Here is a 19,708-nt window from a genome sequence, read left to right on the forward strand (position 1 = left end):
GCTCTCCTTAGAGTCCCGCCTTCCATTTCCTGAAGTTCAGAAGAGGACCGTCACGAGTGCGTTACGCTTATGCCATCACCGGCGCCCTGCTGCTTGGCGGCACCGCCATTGCCGTTACCACCAGTTCCAATGTCGGCGCGCAAGTCGCCCAGAATGAAGGCTTGCAGGCCGCAGCGCCCGCCGGCGCCCCGGCAAGCCTGGCCGACATGGTCGAAAAGCTGCAACCGGCCGTCGTCAATATTTCGACCAAACAGCGGGTGCAGGTGCAAAATCCCTTCGCCGGCACGCCCTTTGGCGATTTGTTCGGCCAGGGCGGCGGTCAGCCGCAGACGCGGCAGGCCCAGTCGCTGGGATCGGGCTTCATCATATCGTCCGACGGCTATATCGTCACCAACAATCATGTGGTGTCGGCCGGCGCGGAAGGCGCGAGCGTCGAACAGATTACGGTGACGTTGACAAACCGCGAGGAATATACCGCCAAGCTGGTCGGCCGCGATGCCGCCACGGACATTGCGGTGCTGAAGATCGAGCCGAAAAAGTCCCTGCCCTTCGTCAAGTTCGGGGATAGCAGCAAGGCGCGCGTGGGCGACTGGGTGGTCGCGATCGGCAACCCCTTCGCCCTGTCGGGCACGGTGACCGCCGGCATCATTTCCGCCGTGCACCGCAGCACCGGCGCGGCCTATGACAAGTTCATCCAGACCGATGCGTCGATCAACCAGGGCAACTCCGGCGGCCCGATGTTCGACATGCGCGGCAATGTGATCGGCATCAACAGCCAGATCCTGTCCCCTTCGGGCGGCAATGTCGGCATCGGCTTCGCCATCCCGTCCGAACAGGCGGCGCCGATCGTGACGACCCTTATGAAGGGCGAAAAGGTCAAACGCGGCTATCTGGGCGTGCAGATCAGTCCGCTGGGCGAGGATCTGGCCGAATCGCTGGGCCTGGCCAAGAATAGCGGCGAGTTCATCCAGGGCGTCGAGCCGGGCAAGGGCGCGGAGAAGGCCGGGATCAAGGCCGGCGACGTGATCGTCAGCGTCAATGGTCAGGAAGTGAACCCGGACCAGAATCTGTCGTCGATCGTCGCCAACCAGCCGATCGGCGCCAAGGTGCCGATCGTCCTGATCCGCAACGGCCAGCGCATGACCGTGACCGCGGTGGTCGGCGAACGTCCGCCCGAGGACGAACTGAACAGCTTCGCCCAGAGCCAGGACGAGGATGATTTCAACAACCAGCAGCAGACGCCCGGCAAGGCCAGCGAACAGTCGCTCGGCATCGTCGCCATCCCCCTGACGCCCAGCATCGTGCGCCAGCTCGGCATTCCGGCCGACACGCGGGGCATCGTCATCACGGCGGTGGACAGTTCGACCGACGCGGGCGCCAAGGGCCTGCGCCGGGGCGACGTGATCATGAGCGCCAACAACCGGCCGGTGACGAACCAGAGCGAACTGGATGCACAGGTCAAGGCGGTGGCCGGTCAGGGTCGCAACGCCATCCTGCTCCAGGTGCTGCGTCGCGGCCAGCCGCCGATCTTCCTGCCGGTGCGGCTGCGGGACAAGTAAGCCATGCGCCCTCCGCCCTTACGGGAGAGATAGTGCGAAGATTATGCCGTCATCCCCGCTTCCACGGGGATGGCGGTTTTCTTTTATGGGGGAAGGACCGGACTATGAGCGAGGGCATTTTCATCGGACTTGGCGCGCCGGAAAAGGACGGAGGCGTGCCGCAGACGCTGAACCTGCGCCGCGCCAACCGCCACGGCCTGATCGCCGGGGCGACCGGCACCGGCAAGACGGTGACGCTCCAGGGCATCGCCGAGGGCTTTTCCGCGCGCGGCGTGCCGGTGTTCCTGGCCGATGTGAAGGGCGACCTGGCCGGGATCGCCATGGCGGGATCGCCGACCGCGAAAAATGCCGACAAGCTGGTCGCCCGCGCCGCCGAGATCGGCATGAGCAATTATGCCTATGCCGATAATCCGGCAATCTTCTGGGATCTGTATGGGCAACAGGGCCACCCGATCCGCACGACGGTGAACGAAATGGGACCGTTGCTGCTGGCGCGGCTGATGGGGTTGAACGATACGCAGGAAGGCGTGCTGTCGATCGCCTTCCGCTATGCCGACGAGGAAGGGCTGCTGCTGCTCGACCTGGGCGATCTTCAGGCGATGCTCGCCTGGGTGGCGGACAATGCCGATATGCTCACGACCCGCTACGGCAATGTCAGCAAGGCCAGCGTCGGTGCGATCCAGCGGCAATTGCTGCAACTCGACGCGCAGGGCGGCGACCATTTCTTCGGCGAGCCGGCGCTCGACATCCATGATTTCCTGACGGTGGATGAAAAAGGGCGCGGCTATATCAACGTGCTGGCCGCCGACAAGCTGATGCAGAGCCCGAAGCTCTATGCGACCTTCCTGCTGTGGCTGCTGTCCGAACTGTTCGAGACGCTGCCCGAAGTGGGCGATCCCGACAAACCCAAGCTGGTCTTCTTCTTCGACGAAGCGCATCTGTTGTTCGAGGATGCGCCCAAGGCGCTGACCGACAAGATCGAGCAGGTGGTGCGGCTGATCCGGTCCAAGGGCGTGGGCGTCTATTTCGTAACGCAAAACCCGATCGACATTCCTGAGGATGTGGCGGGCCAGCTCGGCAACCGGGTGCAACATGCGCTGCGCGCCTTCACCCCGCGCGACCAGCGGGCGATCAAGGCAGCGGCCGAAACCTTCCGCATCAACCCGGAGTTGGACGTCGAGACGGCGATCACCGAACTGAAGGTCGGCGAGGCGCTGGTGTCGCTGTTGCAGGAGGATGGCGCGCCCGGCATCGTCCAGCGCACCCTGGTCGCCCCGCCCCGGTCGCGGCTGGGGACGATCGACGCGAAGGAACGGGCGATCATCCAGTCCATCTCTCCGTGCGCGGGCAAATATGACATGGCGGTCAACCGAGAGTCGGCGGAGGAGATATTGGCGGCGCGGGCCGAGGCCGCCGCAGCGGCTGCGCAGGCGGAAAAAGCGCAGGCCGAGGCGGACAAGGCCGCCGCCGCCCAGGCCAAGAGCGAGGCGAAGCAGCGCGAGGCGGAATTGAAGCGCCAGGCGCGCGAGGCGGCCAAGCCCAGTTCGATGGACAAGGCGATCCAGTCGGCGACGCGATCGGCGGCTTCCTCGGTCGGGCGACAGGTCGCCAACGAGCTGGGCCGCGCGGTGTTCGGCGGGTCTTCGCGGCGCAAATCTTCGGGCGGAATCGCCGGGCAACTGGTGCGCGGCATCTTGGGCAGCCTGTTCAAATAGGATAGAATAGGCCGCCGGCTGGGAGGCGGCTCAGGATGAAAGCGACAGCGATCTGGACAGTAGCGGCAGCGATGTGCGCCAGCCCCATATATGCGCAGACGGTTATCAGTCCGCATGACGTCGTCGCGGCGGCCATCGCCAGCGATATTGCCCGCGACCAGCAGGCCGACCGGGATGCGCGGCGAGCGCCCTATGCCTCGCCCGGCTATGGGCCGATCGGGTCGGCGGCGGCCGCACGCGATGCCTGCGCGGCGAAGGCGCTCTATCAGGCTGGGTCGGACGCGCGGCTGATCGGCCAGGCCCGCGCCAGCAGCATGTCGACCGGGTGGGAAGTCGAAGGCATGATCGGCGTGCCGGGCGGACCGGACATCCCCTTTGTCTGTTCGGTGCGCAACGGGTCGGTCAGCGGCGTGCTGCTGCAACGCTGAACGGCTTTTCCAGCAAAGCAAATCTTGTCGGCGCACCATGTCCGCGGCGGTTGCCTAGCGCAGGCCGGCGCGGCTAAAGCGCTCGCCATGTCATCGCTGATCCCGCCCGGCCACCCGCTAAGATTCGGAAATTTCCGGGCTTATCTGATCGGGCGCATGGCCGCCGTGCTGGCGCAATATGGCATGATGATCGTGCTGGGTTGGCAGGCCTATAATATAGCGCGCGAAACCATGACCACGGCGGGCGCGTCGGCACAGCTGGGCCTGATCGGCCTGGCCCAGTTCCTGCCGCTGTTCCTGCTGACGCCCGTCACCGGCTGGGTCGCGGATCATTATGACCGGCGGATCATCACCCGGTTGACGCTGGCGCTGCTGACGGCGGCGTCCGGCCTGCTCGCCTTCGCCACCTATGAAGGCTGGGTCAGTCTGCCGCTGATATTCGGCATGGCGGTGGTGGTTGGCACCGCCCGCGCCTTCAACGGTCCGGCCTATGGCGCGCTCGCGCCCAATCTGGTGCCGCCGCAGGTGCTGCCCAACGCGATCGCCATTTCGGCGGTGGTGTGGCAGGCGGGGTCGATCGCCGGGCCGGCTCTGGGCGGCTATGCCTATGCGGCGACGCCCTGGGGCGCCTATGCGCTGGCGGCGGCCCTGTTCAGTGTGGCGCTGATCGCGATGCTGATGATCGGCAAGGTGCCGCAGCCGCCCCGCGACACGAGCCGCCATCCGATCCGCCAGATGATCGACGGGTTCGCCTATGTTAAGGGCAACCGGCTGGTTCTGGCGACGATCACGCTGGACCTGTTCGCGGTGCTGCTGGCGGGCGCGACCGCGCTGCTGCCGGTCTATGCGCGCGACATATTGCATGTGGGATCGGCGGGCCTGGGCCATCTGGCCGCCGCGCCGGGCATCGGCGCTGGTCTGACGGCGCTGTGGTTTTCCTTCCGCCCGATGAAGACCGAGGTGGGGTTGAAGATGCTGGGCGCGGTCATCCTGTTCGGGATCGCCACCATCGTTTTTGGCAGCACCGCCTTCATGCCGCGCGACATCGCCGTCGAAACCGGGATCGGCGCGCTGATCGTGCTGGGCGGCGCGGATATGGTGTCGGTGTTCGTGCGCCAGTCGCTGGTGCAGTTGCACACACCCGACGCGATGCGCGGACGCGTGTCGAGCCTGTCGCAGCTCACCATCTCGGCCTCCAACGAACTGGGCGAAGCCGAAAGCGGCTTTCTCGCCGCACTGGTAGGGCCAGTGGCGGCTGTGATCGGCGGCGGCGTGGGCGCCATCATCATCACCATCCTGTGGGCGCGGCTCTTTCCAGAATTGCGCCTTGCGCGTAGCTTCGATCCACCCGACATCGGGCGTGCCGAATTCAGCCAGGAGAAGGCCCCATGAAAGCTGCCACGATACTCGAAACCATCGGCAATACGCCGCATATCCGCATCAACCGCCTGTTCGGCGATGCCGAGGTCTGGATCAAGTCGGAACGGTCGAACCCCGGCGGATCGATCAAGGACCGCATCGCGCTGGCCATGATCGAGGCCGCCGAAGCATCGGGCGAGTTGCAGCCCGGCGGCACCATCATCGAACCGACATCGGGCAATACCGGCGTTGGCCTGGCGATGGTCGCGGCGGTCAAGGGCTATAAGCTGGTCCTGGTCATGCCGGAGAGCATGTCGATCGAGCGTCGCCGGCTGATGCTGGCCTATGGCGCGAGTTTCGACCTGACCCCGCGCGAGAAGGGCATGAAGGGCGCGATCGAGCGCGGGCTGGAGCTGGTAAGCCAGACGCCTGGCAGCTGGATGCCCCAGCAATTTGAAAATCCCGCCAATATCGACGTGCATGTCCGCACCACCGCGCAGGAAATCCTGACCGACTTCGCCGACGCCCCGATCGACGCGCTGGTGACGGGCGTGGGCACCGGCGGCCACATCACCGGTGTGGCGGAGGTGTTGAAAAAGGCATGGCCACATATCAAGGTCTTCGCGGTCGAGCCGTCCCTGTCGCCGGTCATCAGCGGCGGCCAGCCCGGCCCGCACCCGATCCAGGGCATCGGCGCTGGCTTCATCCCGGCCAATCTGCACACCCAGTTGCTGGACGGGGTGATCCAGGTCGATCCGGCGGACGCCAAGGACTATGCCCGGCGCGCCGCGTCGGAGGAAGGGATGCTGGTCGGCATCTCGTCCGGGGCGACCCTGGCCGGCATCGCGCAAAAGCTGAAGGAACTCCCCGCCGGCAGCCGGGTTCTGGGCTTCAACTATGACACCGGCGAACGCTACCTCTCGGTGCCCGATTTCCTGCCCGAATAAAGGCGTGGCGACCAAGGCATGACCGACGCCCCCTCCTCCACCCGGCCGCATCCGCTGCTGTGGCTGGTCTGGGCGCTGCTGTTCGTCGGCCTGCCGATGGCCGTTGCCGGATGGGAGACGCGCGCGCGGCCGGGGGCCGAGGGGACGGCCCTCTCTCCTGCCGCGGCGGCGCGGAAACATAAAGCCGTCACGCCGCCGCCGGTGGAACCGGTCAAACTCTATGCGCTGCCGCAGGACCAGGCGCGCGCGTTGAACGCGGCCATTCCCTTTTCCAGACTGTCCAACCCGCCGGCGCGGCCCTTCGTCTTTGCAGGCGACGAAACCGACCTGGCGCGCGCGACCGACTGCCTGGCCGCGGCGCAGTTGTTCGAAGCGGGCGACGATGCCGTGGGCGAGGAAGCGGTGGCGCAGGTGGTGCTCAATCGTGTGCGCCATCCGGCCTTTCCCAAGACGGTGTGCGGCGTCGTTTTTCAGGGGCAGGAACGCACAACCGGTTGCCAGTTCACCTTCACCTGCGACGGGGCGCTGGCGCGCACGCCGGGCGAAACGGCCTGGGCGCGTGCGCGGGAGATCGCCAGGCGTGCGCTGGCGGGCAAGGTCTATGCCCCGGTCGGCTATGCCACCCATTATCATACCAACTGGGTCGTCCCCTATTGGAGCGGCAGCCTGGACAAGATCGCATCGGTCGGCACACATCTCTTCTTCCGCTGGCGCGGCTGGTGGGGCACGCCGCCCGCCTTCCGCTTCGTCCGCGATCCAAGGGAGCCGCTGATCGGCAAGATTGCGCGCCTTTCCGCCGCGCATCAGGGAAGCACAGGCGTCCCGCTGGACGGCCCGCCGCTGCTGGTCCCCGGCACCGGCGCGGCCGCGCTGGCGGCCCGGCCGAAACAGGCCATCGGCGCGGATATGCTGGGCAAGACCGTCGGCGGCGTGCGGCTGGCGGTGCTGGGACCGGACGGCAAGAGCTTCCTGGTCGAGTTGCCCCGCGGCGGGACGCCCGACGGCTGGCCGGCGATGGCGCAGACCTTCTGCGCCGGGCGGCAGGCATGTCGGATCATGGCGTGGCGACCGGGCAGCACGCCATCGCGCCTGCCGCTGAGCGACGCGGAACTGGACGCGATGAGTTTCGCCTATATCCATAATGTCGATAGCGGGCTGCAACGAGCGTTATGGAATTGCGACCAGACGCCGCGCCAGGCGCAAAGCCAATGTATGCGCCGCCGCGTGGCAGCCGCGCCCCCTGCCCCGTCGGCCGGCGGAGCACTCGACGGGGTCAGACGCAAGGATCGGTTCGAAACCGTGAAGATCATGCCGGTCACGCCGGTTTCTCCGCCGCCAGCGGCACCGAGCGGGGGCGAGTGAAGTTCACCGGGTGGCGGAAAATCGCCTCATCTTCGTTACGGTATAGCATTACCAAAATGCGGAGTGGGGCATGGACACAAGGCGAGGATTTCTGGGACGGTCGGGCGCACTGATGGGCGGCGCGCTGGGCATGGCGGTGGCGGGCGGCCCCGCCATGGCGAGCGACAGTTCCACGGACGCATGGCCGGCCGACGCGCCTTTTGCTTTTTCAGGCGATATGGACGATTTCGCCAGCGCGCAGGCGGCCTTGGCTCGGCTCTATGATGTGAGGCACGATTTCGCGACGTTCGACGCAGCCTATTATGGCGCGATGACCCGTCCGGTGCAGGCCGCCTATGCGGCCCATTCCCACTGGGTCAACCAGAACCATGCCCTGTTCCTGCGCAGCGGGGTTCCCGGCCACCCGCGCGACGTCGAACTCGACAAATCGCGCGCGGCGGTGGCGCGAATGCTGGGCGCGTCGACGGAAGAGATTGCGCTGTCGGGTGGCGGGACCGAGGCGCTCTATGCGCTGATCGCCAATTATGCGGCGATCAGACCGGGCGATGCGGTGATTCATGCCGATGTCGATTATGACGAGATGCAGTTCGCCTGCGACTATCTGGAGCAGAGCCGGGGCGCGCGCATCGTGCGATTTTCACTGCCTGAGCCGCATACCGAAGCCAATATCCTGGCGGCCTATGACAAGGTGCTGGAGGACACGCCACGCGCGAAACTGTTGCTGTTGACCCATTTGTCCAATCGCAACGGGCTGGTGCCGCCGGTCAGGGCGATCGTCGCGCTGGCGAAGGCGCGGGGCGTCGACGTGATCCTGGACAGCGCGCAGGCGGTCGGTCACATCCCCTTCACAGTGGAGGAGACGGGCGCGGATTTCATCGGCTTTTCGCTGCACAAATGGCTGGCCGCGCCGCTCGGCACCGGGGGCATCTACATCCGCAAGGAACGGTTGCAGGATATTGCGCCCTGGCTCGGCAACCGCATCCACGGGCCGGAGGATATTCGCGCGCGCATCCCCACCGGCACGGTCGATTTCGCGGCGCGGCTGACCGTGCCGAGCGCCATCGCAGTGCAGGACGCGATCGGGCCGGGGGCGAAACATCGCCATCTGGTGCGATTGCGCGACTATTGGGTGGAGCGGGTGCGCGATGTGCCTGGGCTGAAGATCATGCTGCCAGACGAACCGGGCCGCTATGGCGCGGTAACGGGCTTTCGCCTGCCGGGCATGAATGGCCCCGACGACGCGAAGAAGGCGGCCGGGCTGTTCCTCGACAAATATAGGCTGCTGGTGGTGGCGAAGGCGGGACTGGCGTCCGGGCCGGTGCTGCGCGTGACGCCGGCCCTGTTCAATACAAGCGCGGAACTGGACCGGCTGGTGGCGGCGATCCGGGCGGAGCGTGGGCTGTTCGCGTGAACCCGCCGCCCCTTCGCATTGGCCGGTGGCGGCATGGCCCGGTCAATCCATCATGTGGACCAGCGTTTCAAGTTCGCGCCCTTCGACCCGCACCTCGTTGAAAGAGGGGCGGCTTTCGCGGGTCCGCTCGGACAACGTGCCGGCGCCGATGAGCCGGACGATGCGACGTCCTGCCGGTGCGGGCAGATCGAAAGGATCATGGACATGGCCGCTGAGCACCGCGTGCGCCCCTGCCCGCCCCAGCGCATCGAGCGCGGCCAAGCCGCCGCGCGTACGCGAATGGAGGCGCGTGCCGCCCTCCACCAGCGGATGATGACAGGCGACGAGGATGAGGCTGTCGGCGGGCGCTGCATCGATTTCCGCCAATGCTGCCCGGAGGCTGGCGGCGCTGACCACGCCCTTCGACCAGTTCAGGCGAAACTGGAGCCGGGCGGTGGTCTTGAGCGGCACGACGCTGAGCCCCGGCAGGTCGAGCGGACGCTCGATCATCCGCTCGATCGCCTGATAACGGCGATAGGGCCGAAAGAAGCGGGCGAAGATGTTGAAATAAGGAATGTCGTGATTGCCGACTTCGACGGTCAGCGGCCGGCCCAATCCCTTGAGCCATTGGGCGGCGGCGGCGAATTCAGGGTGGCGCGCGCGCATGGTGAGATCGCCGGTGACGATGACGGCATCGGGCTGCTCCGCCGCTACGCGGGCGGCGAACCAGTCGAGCGCCGCCTGGTCCTCGGCGCCGAAATGGAGGTCGCTGACGTGGAAAAGGCGGATCATGCGGGCGGCTCCCGCGTGGCGAGGAAGAAGGGGCGCGTCACGCCGCCGCTGATGCGCGTGCCGGGCGGCAGCCTTTCAGGCTCGCCATCGAACAGAGCGAGGACAGGTTTGCGGCCCGCCAGAGTGAAGATGTCCGCGCGCGTCGCGGTGACGGCGCGTGCCGCCAGCCAGTCCCCCCGCAGCCAGTCCCAGCCCAGTTCGGCGATGGTGCGCCAGTCCCGCGCATCGACGCCCGCGACGGCCATCCCCGGCTTTGCGGGCGTCGCAAGGATCGCCTGATAGCGATGGTTAAGACCCGGCACGCCAGTAATCCGCACATGATCGCCGAAGGTGCGGCGCCACGCCTGCATGGCGGCGCGCAGCAGCCGGGCCAAGCGGCCTTCCCGCGCGGCTTCGCGGGCACGCACCCAATGGGCGGCGGGGCCGATGATGAGGCCGACAAAGGCGCGCAGCCGACCGGCCTGGGCATAAGGCAGGGCGACGCGGCGCTGGGAAAGATGGGCGGCGTGAACGATATCGGCAGGCGGACTGTCGCCATGCAGCGTTTTGGCGAGCAGGTTCATCGTGCCGCCGGGCAGGACCAATATGTCGCCGTCCCAGTCGGCATATTTGCAGAGCGCCGCGTTGATCGTGCCATCGCCGGCGAACAGCATCAGCGTGTCCGCGCCCGCCGCTTCCAGATCGGCGGGATCGGGAAGCGGATCTTCGGGAAAGCGCGTGCGGCCGGCGAGCGCCAGCCCCTTTTCCCGACAGACCGCCTCGATCGCCTCGCAGCCGGCCTGCGTGGCCGACCCGGACAGGATGTTGGAAATGAACCAGAGCCGTTGCATAGCGCCCGCTGAACGCCCGGAGCGGACGAGAGGTCCGCGCAGGCGGCGCTATTTTCCGATGAAAAGCCAGATGGCGGCGAGCAAGGCCGTGGTCGCCAGCACCAGCGACCAGGTGAGAAGGCGGATACGCACCGGCTTGAACGTCGCAACCTGATGGCTTTCGAGCCGGTGGATGATCGCGCAGGCGCGACGTTCCGCCGACAGGAAGATGAAGATGGCGATGAGCAGAAAGGCGGAAGCGATCGCTTGTAACACCCAGACGGGGCGAAGCGCCTGGAACAGGGCGTGAAAGCCCAGCCCTATGCCGACCGACGCCATGCCCGTGCGCACCCAGCCGGCAAAGCTGCGTTCATGGGCCAGGACGGTGCGGTCCTCGGCAAGGTCAGTGCGGTCCTGCGCCAGGTCGAGACGGCCGGACCTGTCGTCTTCGCTGTCAGCCATCCCGATAAAACCGACTGGCCGGCGGTGCGTTCCCCCTTCACAAGCACCGTGCCTGCGACTATATGGGCAGCTCGCAAGACGGCCTGTGGTTCCCTTCGGGGACTGTGCGCCGCGCCCGGATCGCTCGGGAGCCTCGACCGCGTTGCGCACGGTCGTTGGCAGGAATAGGGCGGTTCTACTGGGTTTCATAGACGCTGACAGTGCGGATCGGACAGTCCCGGTTCGCACTTTTTTGCGTGGAATGAAGGGTGCGAATCACCCCTGATTCCGACGCCTCTGGACTGAATTTCCGCCGCAATGCGGAAAAAACGACGAACAGACGACGTCTTAGACAGGCAACAGGCAGGACCCGCATGGCGACCAAAGCTCTCCCAACGATCAGCAATACCGGCGCGAAGAAGCGCATCCGCAAGGTGTTCGGCGACATCCACGAAGTGGTGCAGATGCCGAACCTGATCGAGGTTCAAAGGGAGAGCTACGAGCAGTTCCTGCGTTCGAATCCGAAGATCGGCTATGTTTCGGGCCTGGAAAAGACCCTGCGCTCGGTCTTCCCGATCCGCGACTTCGCCGGCACGGCCGAGATGGACTTCGTCCATTACGAGCTGGAAGACCCCAAATATGACGTCGAGGAATGCCGTCAGCGCGGCATCACCTATGCTGCGCCGATGCGCGTCACGCTGCGCCTGATCGTGTTCGAAGTCGATCAGGACACCGAAACCCGCTCCGTGCTCGATATCAAAGAGCAGGACGTCTATATGGGCGACATGCCCCTGATGACGGGCAACGGCACCTTCATCGTCAACGGCACCGAGCGTGTCATCGTCAGCCAGATGCACCGTTCACCGGGCGTCCTGTTCGACCATGACCGCGGCAAGACCCATTCGTCGGGCAAATATCTGTTCGCCGCGCGCGTCATCCCCTATCGCGGTTCGTGGCTCGACTTCGAATTCGACGCCAAGGACATCGTCAATGTCCGCATCGACCGCAAGCGCAAGCTGCCGGTGACGGCGCTGCTGTTCGCGCTGGGCCTGACGCCGGAAGATATTCTCAGCCAGTTCTACAACAAGGTCGTCTATATCCGCGGCGAAGGCGGCTGGCAGATCCCTTATCTCGCCGAAGCCTGGCGCGGTATGAAGCCGGCGTTCGACATCGTCGATGCCAAGTCGGGCGAAGTCATGTTCGCCGCTGGCCAGAAGATCAGCCCCCGCGCCGCCAACAAGGCGGAGAAGGACGGGCTTGAGACGCTGCTGATCCCGACCGACGAAGTTTATGGCCGCTACAGCGCCTACGACCTGATCAACGAGAGCACCGGCGAGATTTATATCGAAGCGGGTGACGAGGTTTCGCCGGAAAATCTGGAGAAGCTGGACAAGGCCGGCATCGATCGGCTGGAATTGCTGGACATCGACCATGTGTCGACGGGTCCGTGGATCCGCAACACGCTGAAAGCCGACAAGGCAGAGGATCGCGACCAGGCGCTGGCCGACATCTACCGCGTCATGCGCCCCGGCGAGCCGCCGACGCGCGAGACCGCCGATGCGCTGTTTGCCGGGCTGTTCTTCGATTCCGAGCGCTATGACCTGTCGGCCGTCGGCCGCGTCAAGATGAACATGCGCCTGGACCTGGACGCCGAGGACACCGTCACCACGCTGCGGACCGAGGACATCCTGGCCGTGGTCAAGGAGCTGGTGAACCTCAAGGACGGCAAGGGCGAGATCGACGATATCGACAATCTCGGCAACCGCCGCGTGCGTTCGGTCGGCGAATTGCTGGAAAACCAGTATCGCGTCGGCCTGCTGCGCATGGAACGTGCGGTCAAGGAGCGCATGTCGAGCGTCGACGTGTCGACCGTGATGCCGAACGACCTCATCAACGCGAAGCCTGCCGTGGCCGCGGTGCGTGAATTCTTCGGCTCTTCGCAGCTGTCGCAGTTCATGGACCAGACCAACCCGCTGTCGGAAGTCACCCACAAGCGCCGCGTGTCGGCGCTTGGGCCGGGCGGTCTGACCCGTGAGCGCGCGGGCTTTGAAGTCCGCGACGTTCACCCGACCCATTATGGTCGTATCTGCCCGATCGAAACGCCTGAAGGCCCGAACATCGGTCTGATCAACTCGCTGGCGACGTTCAGCCGCGTCAACAAATATGGCTTCATCGAGACGCCATATCGCAAGGTCGTGGATCATAAGGTCACCAACGACGTCGTCTATCTGTCGGCGATGGAAGAGGCCAAGCACACGATCGCGCAGGCCAACGCAGAACTGGATGCCGACGGCAGCTTCGTGGAAGACCTGATCTCCGCGCGTGAAGCCGGCGAATTCCTGATGTCGCCCAAGGACCATATCACGCTGATGGACGTCAGTCCCAAGCAGCTGGTGTCGGTCGCGGCGTCGCTCATTCCCTTCCTGGAAAATGATGACGCCAACCGCGCGCTGATGGGTTCCAACATGCAGCGGCAGGCGGTGCCGCTGGTCCAGGCCGAGGCGCCGTTCGTCGGCACCGGCATGGAAGGCACGGTCGCCCGCGATTCGGGCGCAGCCGTCGCATCCAAGCGCGCCGGTATCGTCGATCAGGTCGACGCGACCCGTATCGTCATCCGCGCCACCGGCGATGTCGAACCCGGTCAGTCGGGCGTCGATATCTACACGCTGCAGAAGTTCCAGCGTTCGAACCAGGACACCTGCATCAACCAGCGTCCGCTGGTGAAGGTGGGCGACCTGATCGAGGCTGGCGACGTGATCGCCGACGGCCCGTCGACCGAGTTCGGCGAGCTGGCGCTGGGCCGCAACACCCTGGTCGCGTTCATGCCCTGGAACGGGTATAATTATGAAGACTCCATCCTGATCTCCGAGCGGATCGTGAAGGATGACGTCTTCACCTCGATCCATATCGAGGAGTTCGAGGTCATGGCCCGAGACACCAAGCTGGGGCCGGAGGACATCACCCGCGACATCCCCAATGTCGGCGAGGAAGCGCTGCGCAACCTCGACGAGGCGGGCATCGTCTATATCGGCGCTGAAGTGGAGCCGGGCGACATCCTGGTCGGCAAGATCACGCCCAAGGGCGAATCGCCGATGACCCCGGAAGAAAAGCTGCTCCGCGCGATCTTCGGCGAAAAGGCGAGCGACGTGCGCGACACGTCGCTGCGCCTGCCGCCGGGCGTCGCCGGCACGGTCGTCGAAGTGCGCGTGTTCAACCGCCACGGCATCGACAAGGACGAGCGCGCGATGGCGATCGAGCGCGAGGAAATCGACCGCCTGGCCAAGGACCGCGAGGACGAACGCGCCATCCTCAACCGGGCGACATTCAACCGCTTGTCCGAAATGCTGCTGGGCCAGACCGCTTCGGCCGCGCCCAAGGGCATCAAGAAGGGCGTGGTGATCGACGAGGCCCTGCTGGGCGAAGTCGAACGTCATGAATGGTGGAAGTTCGCCGTCGAGGACGATCAGCGCCAGGCCGGTATCGAAGCCGTCAAGGCGCAATATGACGAGGCGGTGAAGCTGATCGTCGAGAAGTTCGAGGATCGCGTTGACAAGCTGCAGCGCGGCGACGAACTGCCGCCGGGCGTGCTCAAGATGGTCAAGGTGTTCGTCGCGGTGAAGCGCAAGCTGCAGCCGGGCGACAAGATGGCCGGCCGTCACGGCAACAAGGGCGTCATTTCGCGCATCCTGCCGATCGAAGACATGCCGTTCCTGGAGGATGGCACCCATGTCGACATCGTGCTCAACCCGCTGGGCGTGCCGTCGCGCATGAATGTCGGGCAGATCTTCGAAACCCATCTGGGTTGGGCCGCGCGCGGCCTGGGCGAGCAGATCAAGCATGCCCTGGAAGATTGGCGCGAAGCCAATCCGAACGCCGAGGCGGGCGCGATGCCCGACGCGGTGAGGCAGCGGCTGGTCGACACCTATGGCGCGCATTATGCCGAACAGATCGAGGCCCGGACCCCCGAGCAGATCATCGACCTGGCCGAGCATCTGGGCCGTGGCGTGCCGATGGCGACGCCGGTGTTCGACGGCGCCCGCGAAGCCGATGTGTCGGCGATGCTGGAACTGGCGGGCCTGCACACATCGGGTCAGTCGGACCTGTATGACGGCCGCACCGGCGACCGGTTCGACCGCAAGGTCACGGTGGGCATCATCTATATGCTGAAGCTCCATCACCTGGTCGACGACAAGATCCACGCGCGCTCCATCGGCCCCTACAGCCTCGTCACCCAGCAGCCGCTGGGCGGTAAGGCGCAGTTCGGCGGGCAGCGCTTCGGTGAGATGGAGGTGTGGGCGCTCCAGGCCTATGGCGCCGCCTACACGTTGCAGGAAATGCTGACGGTGAAGTCGGACGACGTGGTCGGCCGCACCAAGGTCTATGAGGCGATCGTCAAGGGTGACGACACGTTCGAGGCCGGCATTCCCGAGAGCTTCAACGTGCTCGTCAAGGAAATGCGCTCGCTGGGTCTCAACGTCGAACTCGCCGCGATGGACGAGGTCGAGGACGACGACGGCATGGCGCAGGCGGCGGAGTAAGGGATTATCGGGTGCCGTTTCGTGAACGGCACCCCTGCCCAACCTCGCCCGGAAAATTTACCCTCTAGAGGGAATTGAAAAAATGAACGAACTGACCAACTTCGCCAACCCGGTCCAGAAGCCGGAAACCTTCGACCAGATCCAGATCGGACTCGCTTCCCCCGAGCGCATCCGTTCATGGTCCTTCGGCGAGATCAAGAAGCCCGAAACGATCAACTATCGCACGTTCAAGCCCGAGCGTGACGGCCTGTTCTGCGCGCGCATCTTCGGTCCGATCAAGGATTATGAGTGCCTGTGCGGCAAGTATAAGCGCATGAAGTATAAGGGCATCGTCTGCGAAAAGTGCGGTGTCGAAGTTACGGTGAGCAAGGTCCGCCGCGAGCGCATGGGCCATATCGAACTGGCCGCGCCGGTCGCGCATATCTGGTTCCTCAAGTCCCTGCCCTCGCGCATCGGCCTGCTGCTCGACATGCAGCTCAAGCAGCTTGAGCGCGTCCTCTATTTCGAGAGCTACATCGTCACCGAGCCGGGCCTGACGCCGCTGGAGAAGTTCCAGTTGCTGACCGAGGACGAACTGCTGGACGCGCAGGACGAATATGGCGAAGACGCCTTCACCGCCGGTATCGGCGCGGAAGCGGTCAAGGTCATGCTGATGGATCTCGACCTGGAAGGCGAAAAGCAGGTTCTGCTCGAGGAACTGGCGACCACCAAGTCGGAACTCAAGCCCAAGAAGATCATCAAGCGCCTGAAGGTCGTCGAGAGCTTCCTGGAATCGGGCAACCGTCCCGAATGGATGATCCTGGACGTCGTGCCGGTCATCCCGCCAGAACTGCGCCCGCTGGTGCCGCTGGATGGCGGCCGTTTCGCGACGTCGGATCTTAATGACCTGTATCGCCGCGTCATTAACCGCAACAACCGCCTGAAGCGACTGATGGAACTGCGTGCGCCGGACATCATCGTCCGCAACGAAAAGCGCATGTTGCAGGAAGCCGTCGACGCCCTGTTCGACAATGGCCGTCGCGGCCGCGTCATCACCGGCGCCAACAAGCGTCCGCTGAAATCGCTCTCCGACATGCTCAAGGGCAAGCAGGGCCGCTTCCGCCAGAACCTGCTCGGCAAGCGCGTCGACTATTCGGGTCGTTCGGTCATCGTGACCGGTCCTGAATTGAAGCTGCATCAGTGCGGCCTGCCCAAGAAGATGGCGCTCGAACTGTTCAAGCCGTTCATCTACGCCCGCCTCGACGCCAAGGGTCTGTCCATGACCCTGAAGCAGGCCAAGAAGTGGGTCGAGAAGGAGCGCAAGGAAGTCTGGGACATCCTGGATGAGGTGATCCGCGAGCATCCGGTAATGCTGAACCGCGCGCCCACGCTTCACCGTCTGGGCATCCAGGCGTTCGAACCCGTCCTGATCGAAGGCAAGGCGATCCAGCTTCATCCGCTGGTCTGCTCCGCCTTCAACGCTGACTTCGACGGCGACCAGATGGCCGTTCACGTCCCCCTGAGCCTTGAGGCCCAGTTGGAAGCGCGCGTCCTGATGATGTCCACCAACAACATCCTGTCGCCCGCGAACGGCAAGCCGATCATCGTGCCGTCGCAGGACATGGTGCTGGGCATCTATTATCTGTCGATGGAACGCGAAGGCGAGCCGGGCGAAGGCATGTTGCTCGCCGACATGCAGGAAGTGCATCAGGCGCTGTTCGCCAAGGCCGTGACCCTGCACAGCAAGATCATCAGCCGCGTGCCGCAGACCGACGAAGCCGGTCAGCAATATATGAAGCGGTTCGAAACCACGCCGGGTCGCATGTTGCTGGGCGAATGCCTGCCCAAGAACTTCAAGGTGCCCTTCGACGTCGTCAACCGCCTTCTGACCAAGAAGGAAATCGGCGACGTGATCGATCAGGTCTATCGTCACACCGGCCAGAAGGACACCGTGCTGTTCGCCGACGCCATCATGGCGCTGGGCTTCAAGCACGCTTTCCAGGCCGGCATCAGCTTCGGCAAGGACGACATGGTCATCCCCGACAGCAAGGTGACGATGGTCGATGAGACCAAGGCGCTGGTGGCCGATTATGAGCAGCAATATCAGGACGGCCTGATCACCCAGCAGGAAAAATACAACAAGGTGATCGACGCCTGGTCGCGCTGCGGCGACCAGGTCGCCAACGCCATGATGGACGAGATCAAGGCCCAGCCCAAAGACCCGAATACGGGCCGGATGGCGCCGATCAACTCGATCTACATGATGGCCCATTCGGGCGCCCGTGGTTCGCAGGCGCAGATGAAGCAGCTTGCCGGTATGCGCGGCCTGATGGCCAAGCCTTCGGGCGAGATCATCGAGACGCCGATCATCTCTAACTTCAAGGAAGGCCTGACCGTCCTTGAATATTTCAACTCCACGCACGGCGCCCGCAAGGGTCTGGCCGACACCGCGCTCAAGACGGCGAATTCGGGTTACCTGACCCGCCGTCTGGTCGATGTGTCGCAGGATTGCACCGTCGTCGAGGAGGATTGCGGCACCGACAAGGCGCTGGAGATGAAGGCGATCGTCCAGGGCGGCTCCGTCATCGCCTCGCTCGGCGAGCGCATCCTGGGCCGCACCACGGCAGAGGACATCGTCGACACCAAGGACAACAGCGTGGTGATCCCCATCGGCACGCTGCTGGACGAGCCGATGATCGCGCAGATCGAGGCCATTGGCACGCAGGCGGTGAAGATCCGCAGCCCGCTTATCTGCGAAAGCAAGATGGGCGTGTGCGCCAAATGCTACGGTCGTGACCTGGCCCGCGGCACGCCGGTCAACATCGGCGAAGCCGTCGGCGTCATCGCGGCCCAGTCGATCGGCGAACCGGGCACGCAGCTCACCATGCGTACCTTCCACATCGGCGGCGCGGCGAACTTCAACGAAACGTCGAACCTGGAATCCGTGGCGGACGGCACGATCGAACTGCGCGACATGCCGACCATCATGGACAAGAATGGCCGTCGCCTCAGCCTCGCCCGCAACGGCGAGATCGCGATCATCGACAGCGAGGGCCGCGAGCGCGCGACCCATCGCCTGCCCTATGGCGCGACCATCCTGTTCGCGGACGGCGCAGCGGTGGCCAAGGGCGACCGCATCGCCGAGTGGGATCCGTTCACCATGCCGGTGATCACCGAAAAGCCGGGCATCGTGAAGTATCAGGATCTGATCGACAGCAAGACGCTGACCGAGCAGACCGACGAAGCGACGGGTATCGCCCAGCGCGTGGTCACGGAATTCCGTGGATCGGCCCGGTCTAAGGAGGATCTGCGTCCCCGCCTGACCCTGCTCGACGACCAGTCGGGTGAAGCCGCCCGCTACATGCTGGCGGTGGGCGCAACCCTTTCGGTCGATGATGGCGCCCAGGTGCAGGCCGGTGACGTGCTGGCGCGTGTCAGCCGTGAAGCGGCCAAGACCCGCGACATCACCGGCGGTCTGCCGCGCGTCGCCGAACTGTTCGAAGCCCGCAAGCCCAAGGACAATGCGATCATTGCCAAGGTGTCGGGCCGCGTCCAGTTCCTCAAGGATTACAAGGCGAAGCGCAAAATCGCCATCAATCCCGAGGATGGCGGCGAGCCGGTCGAATATCTGATCCCCAAGAGCAAGGTGATCGACGTTCAGGAAGGCGACTTCGTGAAGCGCGGCGACAATCTGATCGGCGGTTCGCCCGATCCGCACGATATTCTCGAAGTGCTCGGCATCGAGCCGCTGGCGGAATATCTGGTCGCCGAGATCCAGGAAGTCTATCGCTTGCAGGGCGTGAAGATCAACGACAAGCATATCGAGACGATCGTTCGTCAGATGCTGCAAAAGGTCGAGATCATCGTGTCGGGCGACACCACCTTGCTGGTCGGCGAACAGGTGGATCGCGAGGAGATGGACGAGGTGAACGCCAAGCTGGCGCCCGGTTTACAGCCCGCAGAGGGCAAGCCGGTGCTGCTGGGCATCACCAAGGCCTCGCTCCAGACTCGCAGCTTCATCTCGGCCGCGTCGTTCCAAGAAACTACCCGCGTCCTCACGGAAGCGGCGGTCCAGGGCAAGAAGGACACGCTGGTCGGTCTGAAGGAAAATGTCATCGTCGGTCGCCTGATCCCGGCGGGCACGGGCGCGGGCATGAACCGGATGCGGGTCGCTGCATCGTCGCGTGACGCGGCGCTGCGAGCTGCGCTGCGGACGACCAACGACGCGCATCTGATCGCGCCGAAGTCCGCCGCCGAGGAACATGCCGCCGAACTGGCGCAGGGTCCGGAAGCGGCGATCGGCAATGATCCGCTGGCCGCCATCCAGGGTGAGGACTTCACCACCCAGGACATGGAATAAGCGCCCAAGACGCGGGAGCCGCTCCCTGG

General features: G+C 64.9%; 12 protein-coding genes. 9 read left to right on the plus strand and 3 right to left on the minus strand.

Features of this window, described 5'->3' with window-relative positions:
• The first annotated feature begins 56 nt into the window (after positions 1 to 56).
• The 7 genes from C100_RS41085 to C100_RS41115 all read left to right on the plus strand — a co-directional run bounded on the left by C100_RS41085 (position 57) and on the right by C100_RS41115 (position 8,781).
• The gene (locus tag C100_RS41085) at positions 57 to 1,559 is read left to right on the plus strand and encodes a Do family serine endopeptidase (protein ID WP_024020932.1); all 1,503 of its coding nucleotides are present in this window, start codon (positions 57 to 59) and stop codon (positions 1,557 to 1,559) included.
• A gap of 104 nt (positions 1,560 to 1,663) precedes the next feature.
• Positions 1,664 to 3,274 (plus strand): helicase HerA-like domain-containing protein, encoded by a 1,611-nt coding sequence (locus tag C100_RS41090; RefSeq protein WP_024020933.1) that lies wholly within the window; start codon positions 1,664 to 1,666, stop codon positions 3,272 to 3,274.
• A gap of 35 nt (positions 3,275 to 3,309) precedes the next feature.
• Positions 3,310 to 3,702, plus strand: coding sequence for a hypothetical protein (locus tag C100_RS41095; protein WP_024020934.1), 393 nt, complete (start codon positions 3,310 to 3,312; stop codon positions 3,700 to 3,702).
• A gap of 87 nt (positions 3,703 to 3,789) precedes the next feature.
• Complete coding sequence (locus tag C100_RS41100) at positions 3,790 to 5,094, plus strand: MFS transporter (RefSeq protein WP_031309946.1); 1,305 nt, start codon at positions 3,790 to 3,792, stop codon at positions 5,092 to 5,094.
• Positions 5,091 to 6,008 carry a cysteine synthase A gene (gene cysK / locus C100_RS41105; RefSeq protein ID WP_024020936.1) on the plus strand — a complete coding sequence of 306 codons (918 nt, stop codon included), beginning with the start codon at positions 5,091 to 5,093 and terminating at the stop codon, positions 6,006 to 6,008. Before C100_RS41100 ends, cysK begins: the two co-directional genes overlap by 4 nt.
• Positions 6,009 to 6,026: 18 nt before the next feature.
• Positions 6,027 to 7,370: a cell wall hydrolase gene (locus C100_RS41110; protein ID WP_024020937.1), complete on the plus strand. Its 1,344-nt coding sequence runs from the start codon at positions 6,027 to 6,029 to the stop codon at positions 7,368 to 7,370.
• A 130-nt stretch (positions 7,371 to 7,500) separates the two neighbouring features.
• Positions 7,501 to 8,781: an aminotransferase class V-fold PLP-dependent enzyme gene (locus C100_RS41115; RefSeq protein ID WP_442800323.1), complete on the plus strand. Its 1,281-nt coding sequence runs from the start codon at positions 7,501 to 7,503 to the stop codon at positions 8,779 to 8,781.
• A 42-nt stretch (positions 8,782 to 8,823) separates the two neighbouring features.
• Here the strand turns inward: C100_RS41115 and C100_RS41120 are convergent, their stop codons facing one another.
• The 3 genes from C100_RS41120 to C100_RS41130 are packed head-to-tail and all read right to left on the minus strand — an operon-like array spanning position 8,824 to position 10,823.
• Positions 8,824 to 9,552 (minus strand): metallophosphoesterase family protein, encoded by a 729-nt coding sequence (locus C100_RS41120; protein ID WP_024020939.1) that lies wholly within the window; start codon positions 9,550 to 9,552, stop codon positions 8,824 to 8,826.
• The gene (locus C100_RS41125; RefSeq protein WP_024020940.1) at positions 9,549 to 10,382 is read right to left on the minus strand and encodes a diacylglycerol/lipid kinase family protein; all 834 of its coding nucleotides are present in this window, start codon (positions 10,380 to 10,382) and stop codon (positions 9,549 to 9,551) included. The genes C100_RS41120 and C100_RS41125 overlap by 4 nt, the downstream gene beginning before the upstream one ends.
• A gap of 48 nt (positions 10,383 to 10,430) precedes the next feature.
• Positions 10,431 to 10,823 carry a YidH family protein gene (locus C100_RS41130; RefSeq protein ID WP_024020941.1) on the minus strand — a complete coding sequence of 131 codons (393 nt, stop codon included), beginning with the start codon at positions 10,821 to 10,823 and terminating at the stop codon, positions 10,431 to 10,433.
• 353 nt (positions 10,824 to 11,176) lie between these two features.
• On the opposite strand from C100_RS41130, the gene rpoB reads away from it, so the two are divergent.
• Together rpoB and rpoC are read left to right on the plus strand one after the other, a co-directional pair.
• Entirely contained in the window at positions 11,177 to 15,340 is a 4,164-nt protein-coding gene (rpoB, locus tag C100_RS41135; protein WP_024020942.1) for a DNA-directed RNA polymerase subunit beta, read from the plus strand.
• Positions 15,341 to 15,422: 82 nt separating this feature from the next.
• Complete coding sequence (rpoC, locus tag C100_RS41140) at positions 15,423 to 19,679, plus strand: DNA-directed RNA polymerase subunit beta' (protein ID WP_024020943.1); 4,257 nt, start codon at positions 15,423 to 15,425, stop codon at positions 19,677 to 19,679.
• The last annotated feature ends 29 nt before the right edge of the window (positions 19,680 to 19,708 follow it).

Source organism: Sphingobium sp. C100, from assembly GCF_000508185.1.
GTDB lineage: Bacteria > Pseudomonadota > Alphaproteobacteria > Sphingomonadales > Sphingomonadaceae > Sphingobium.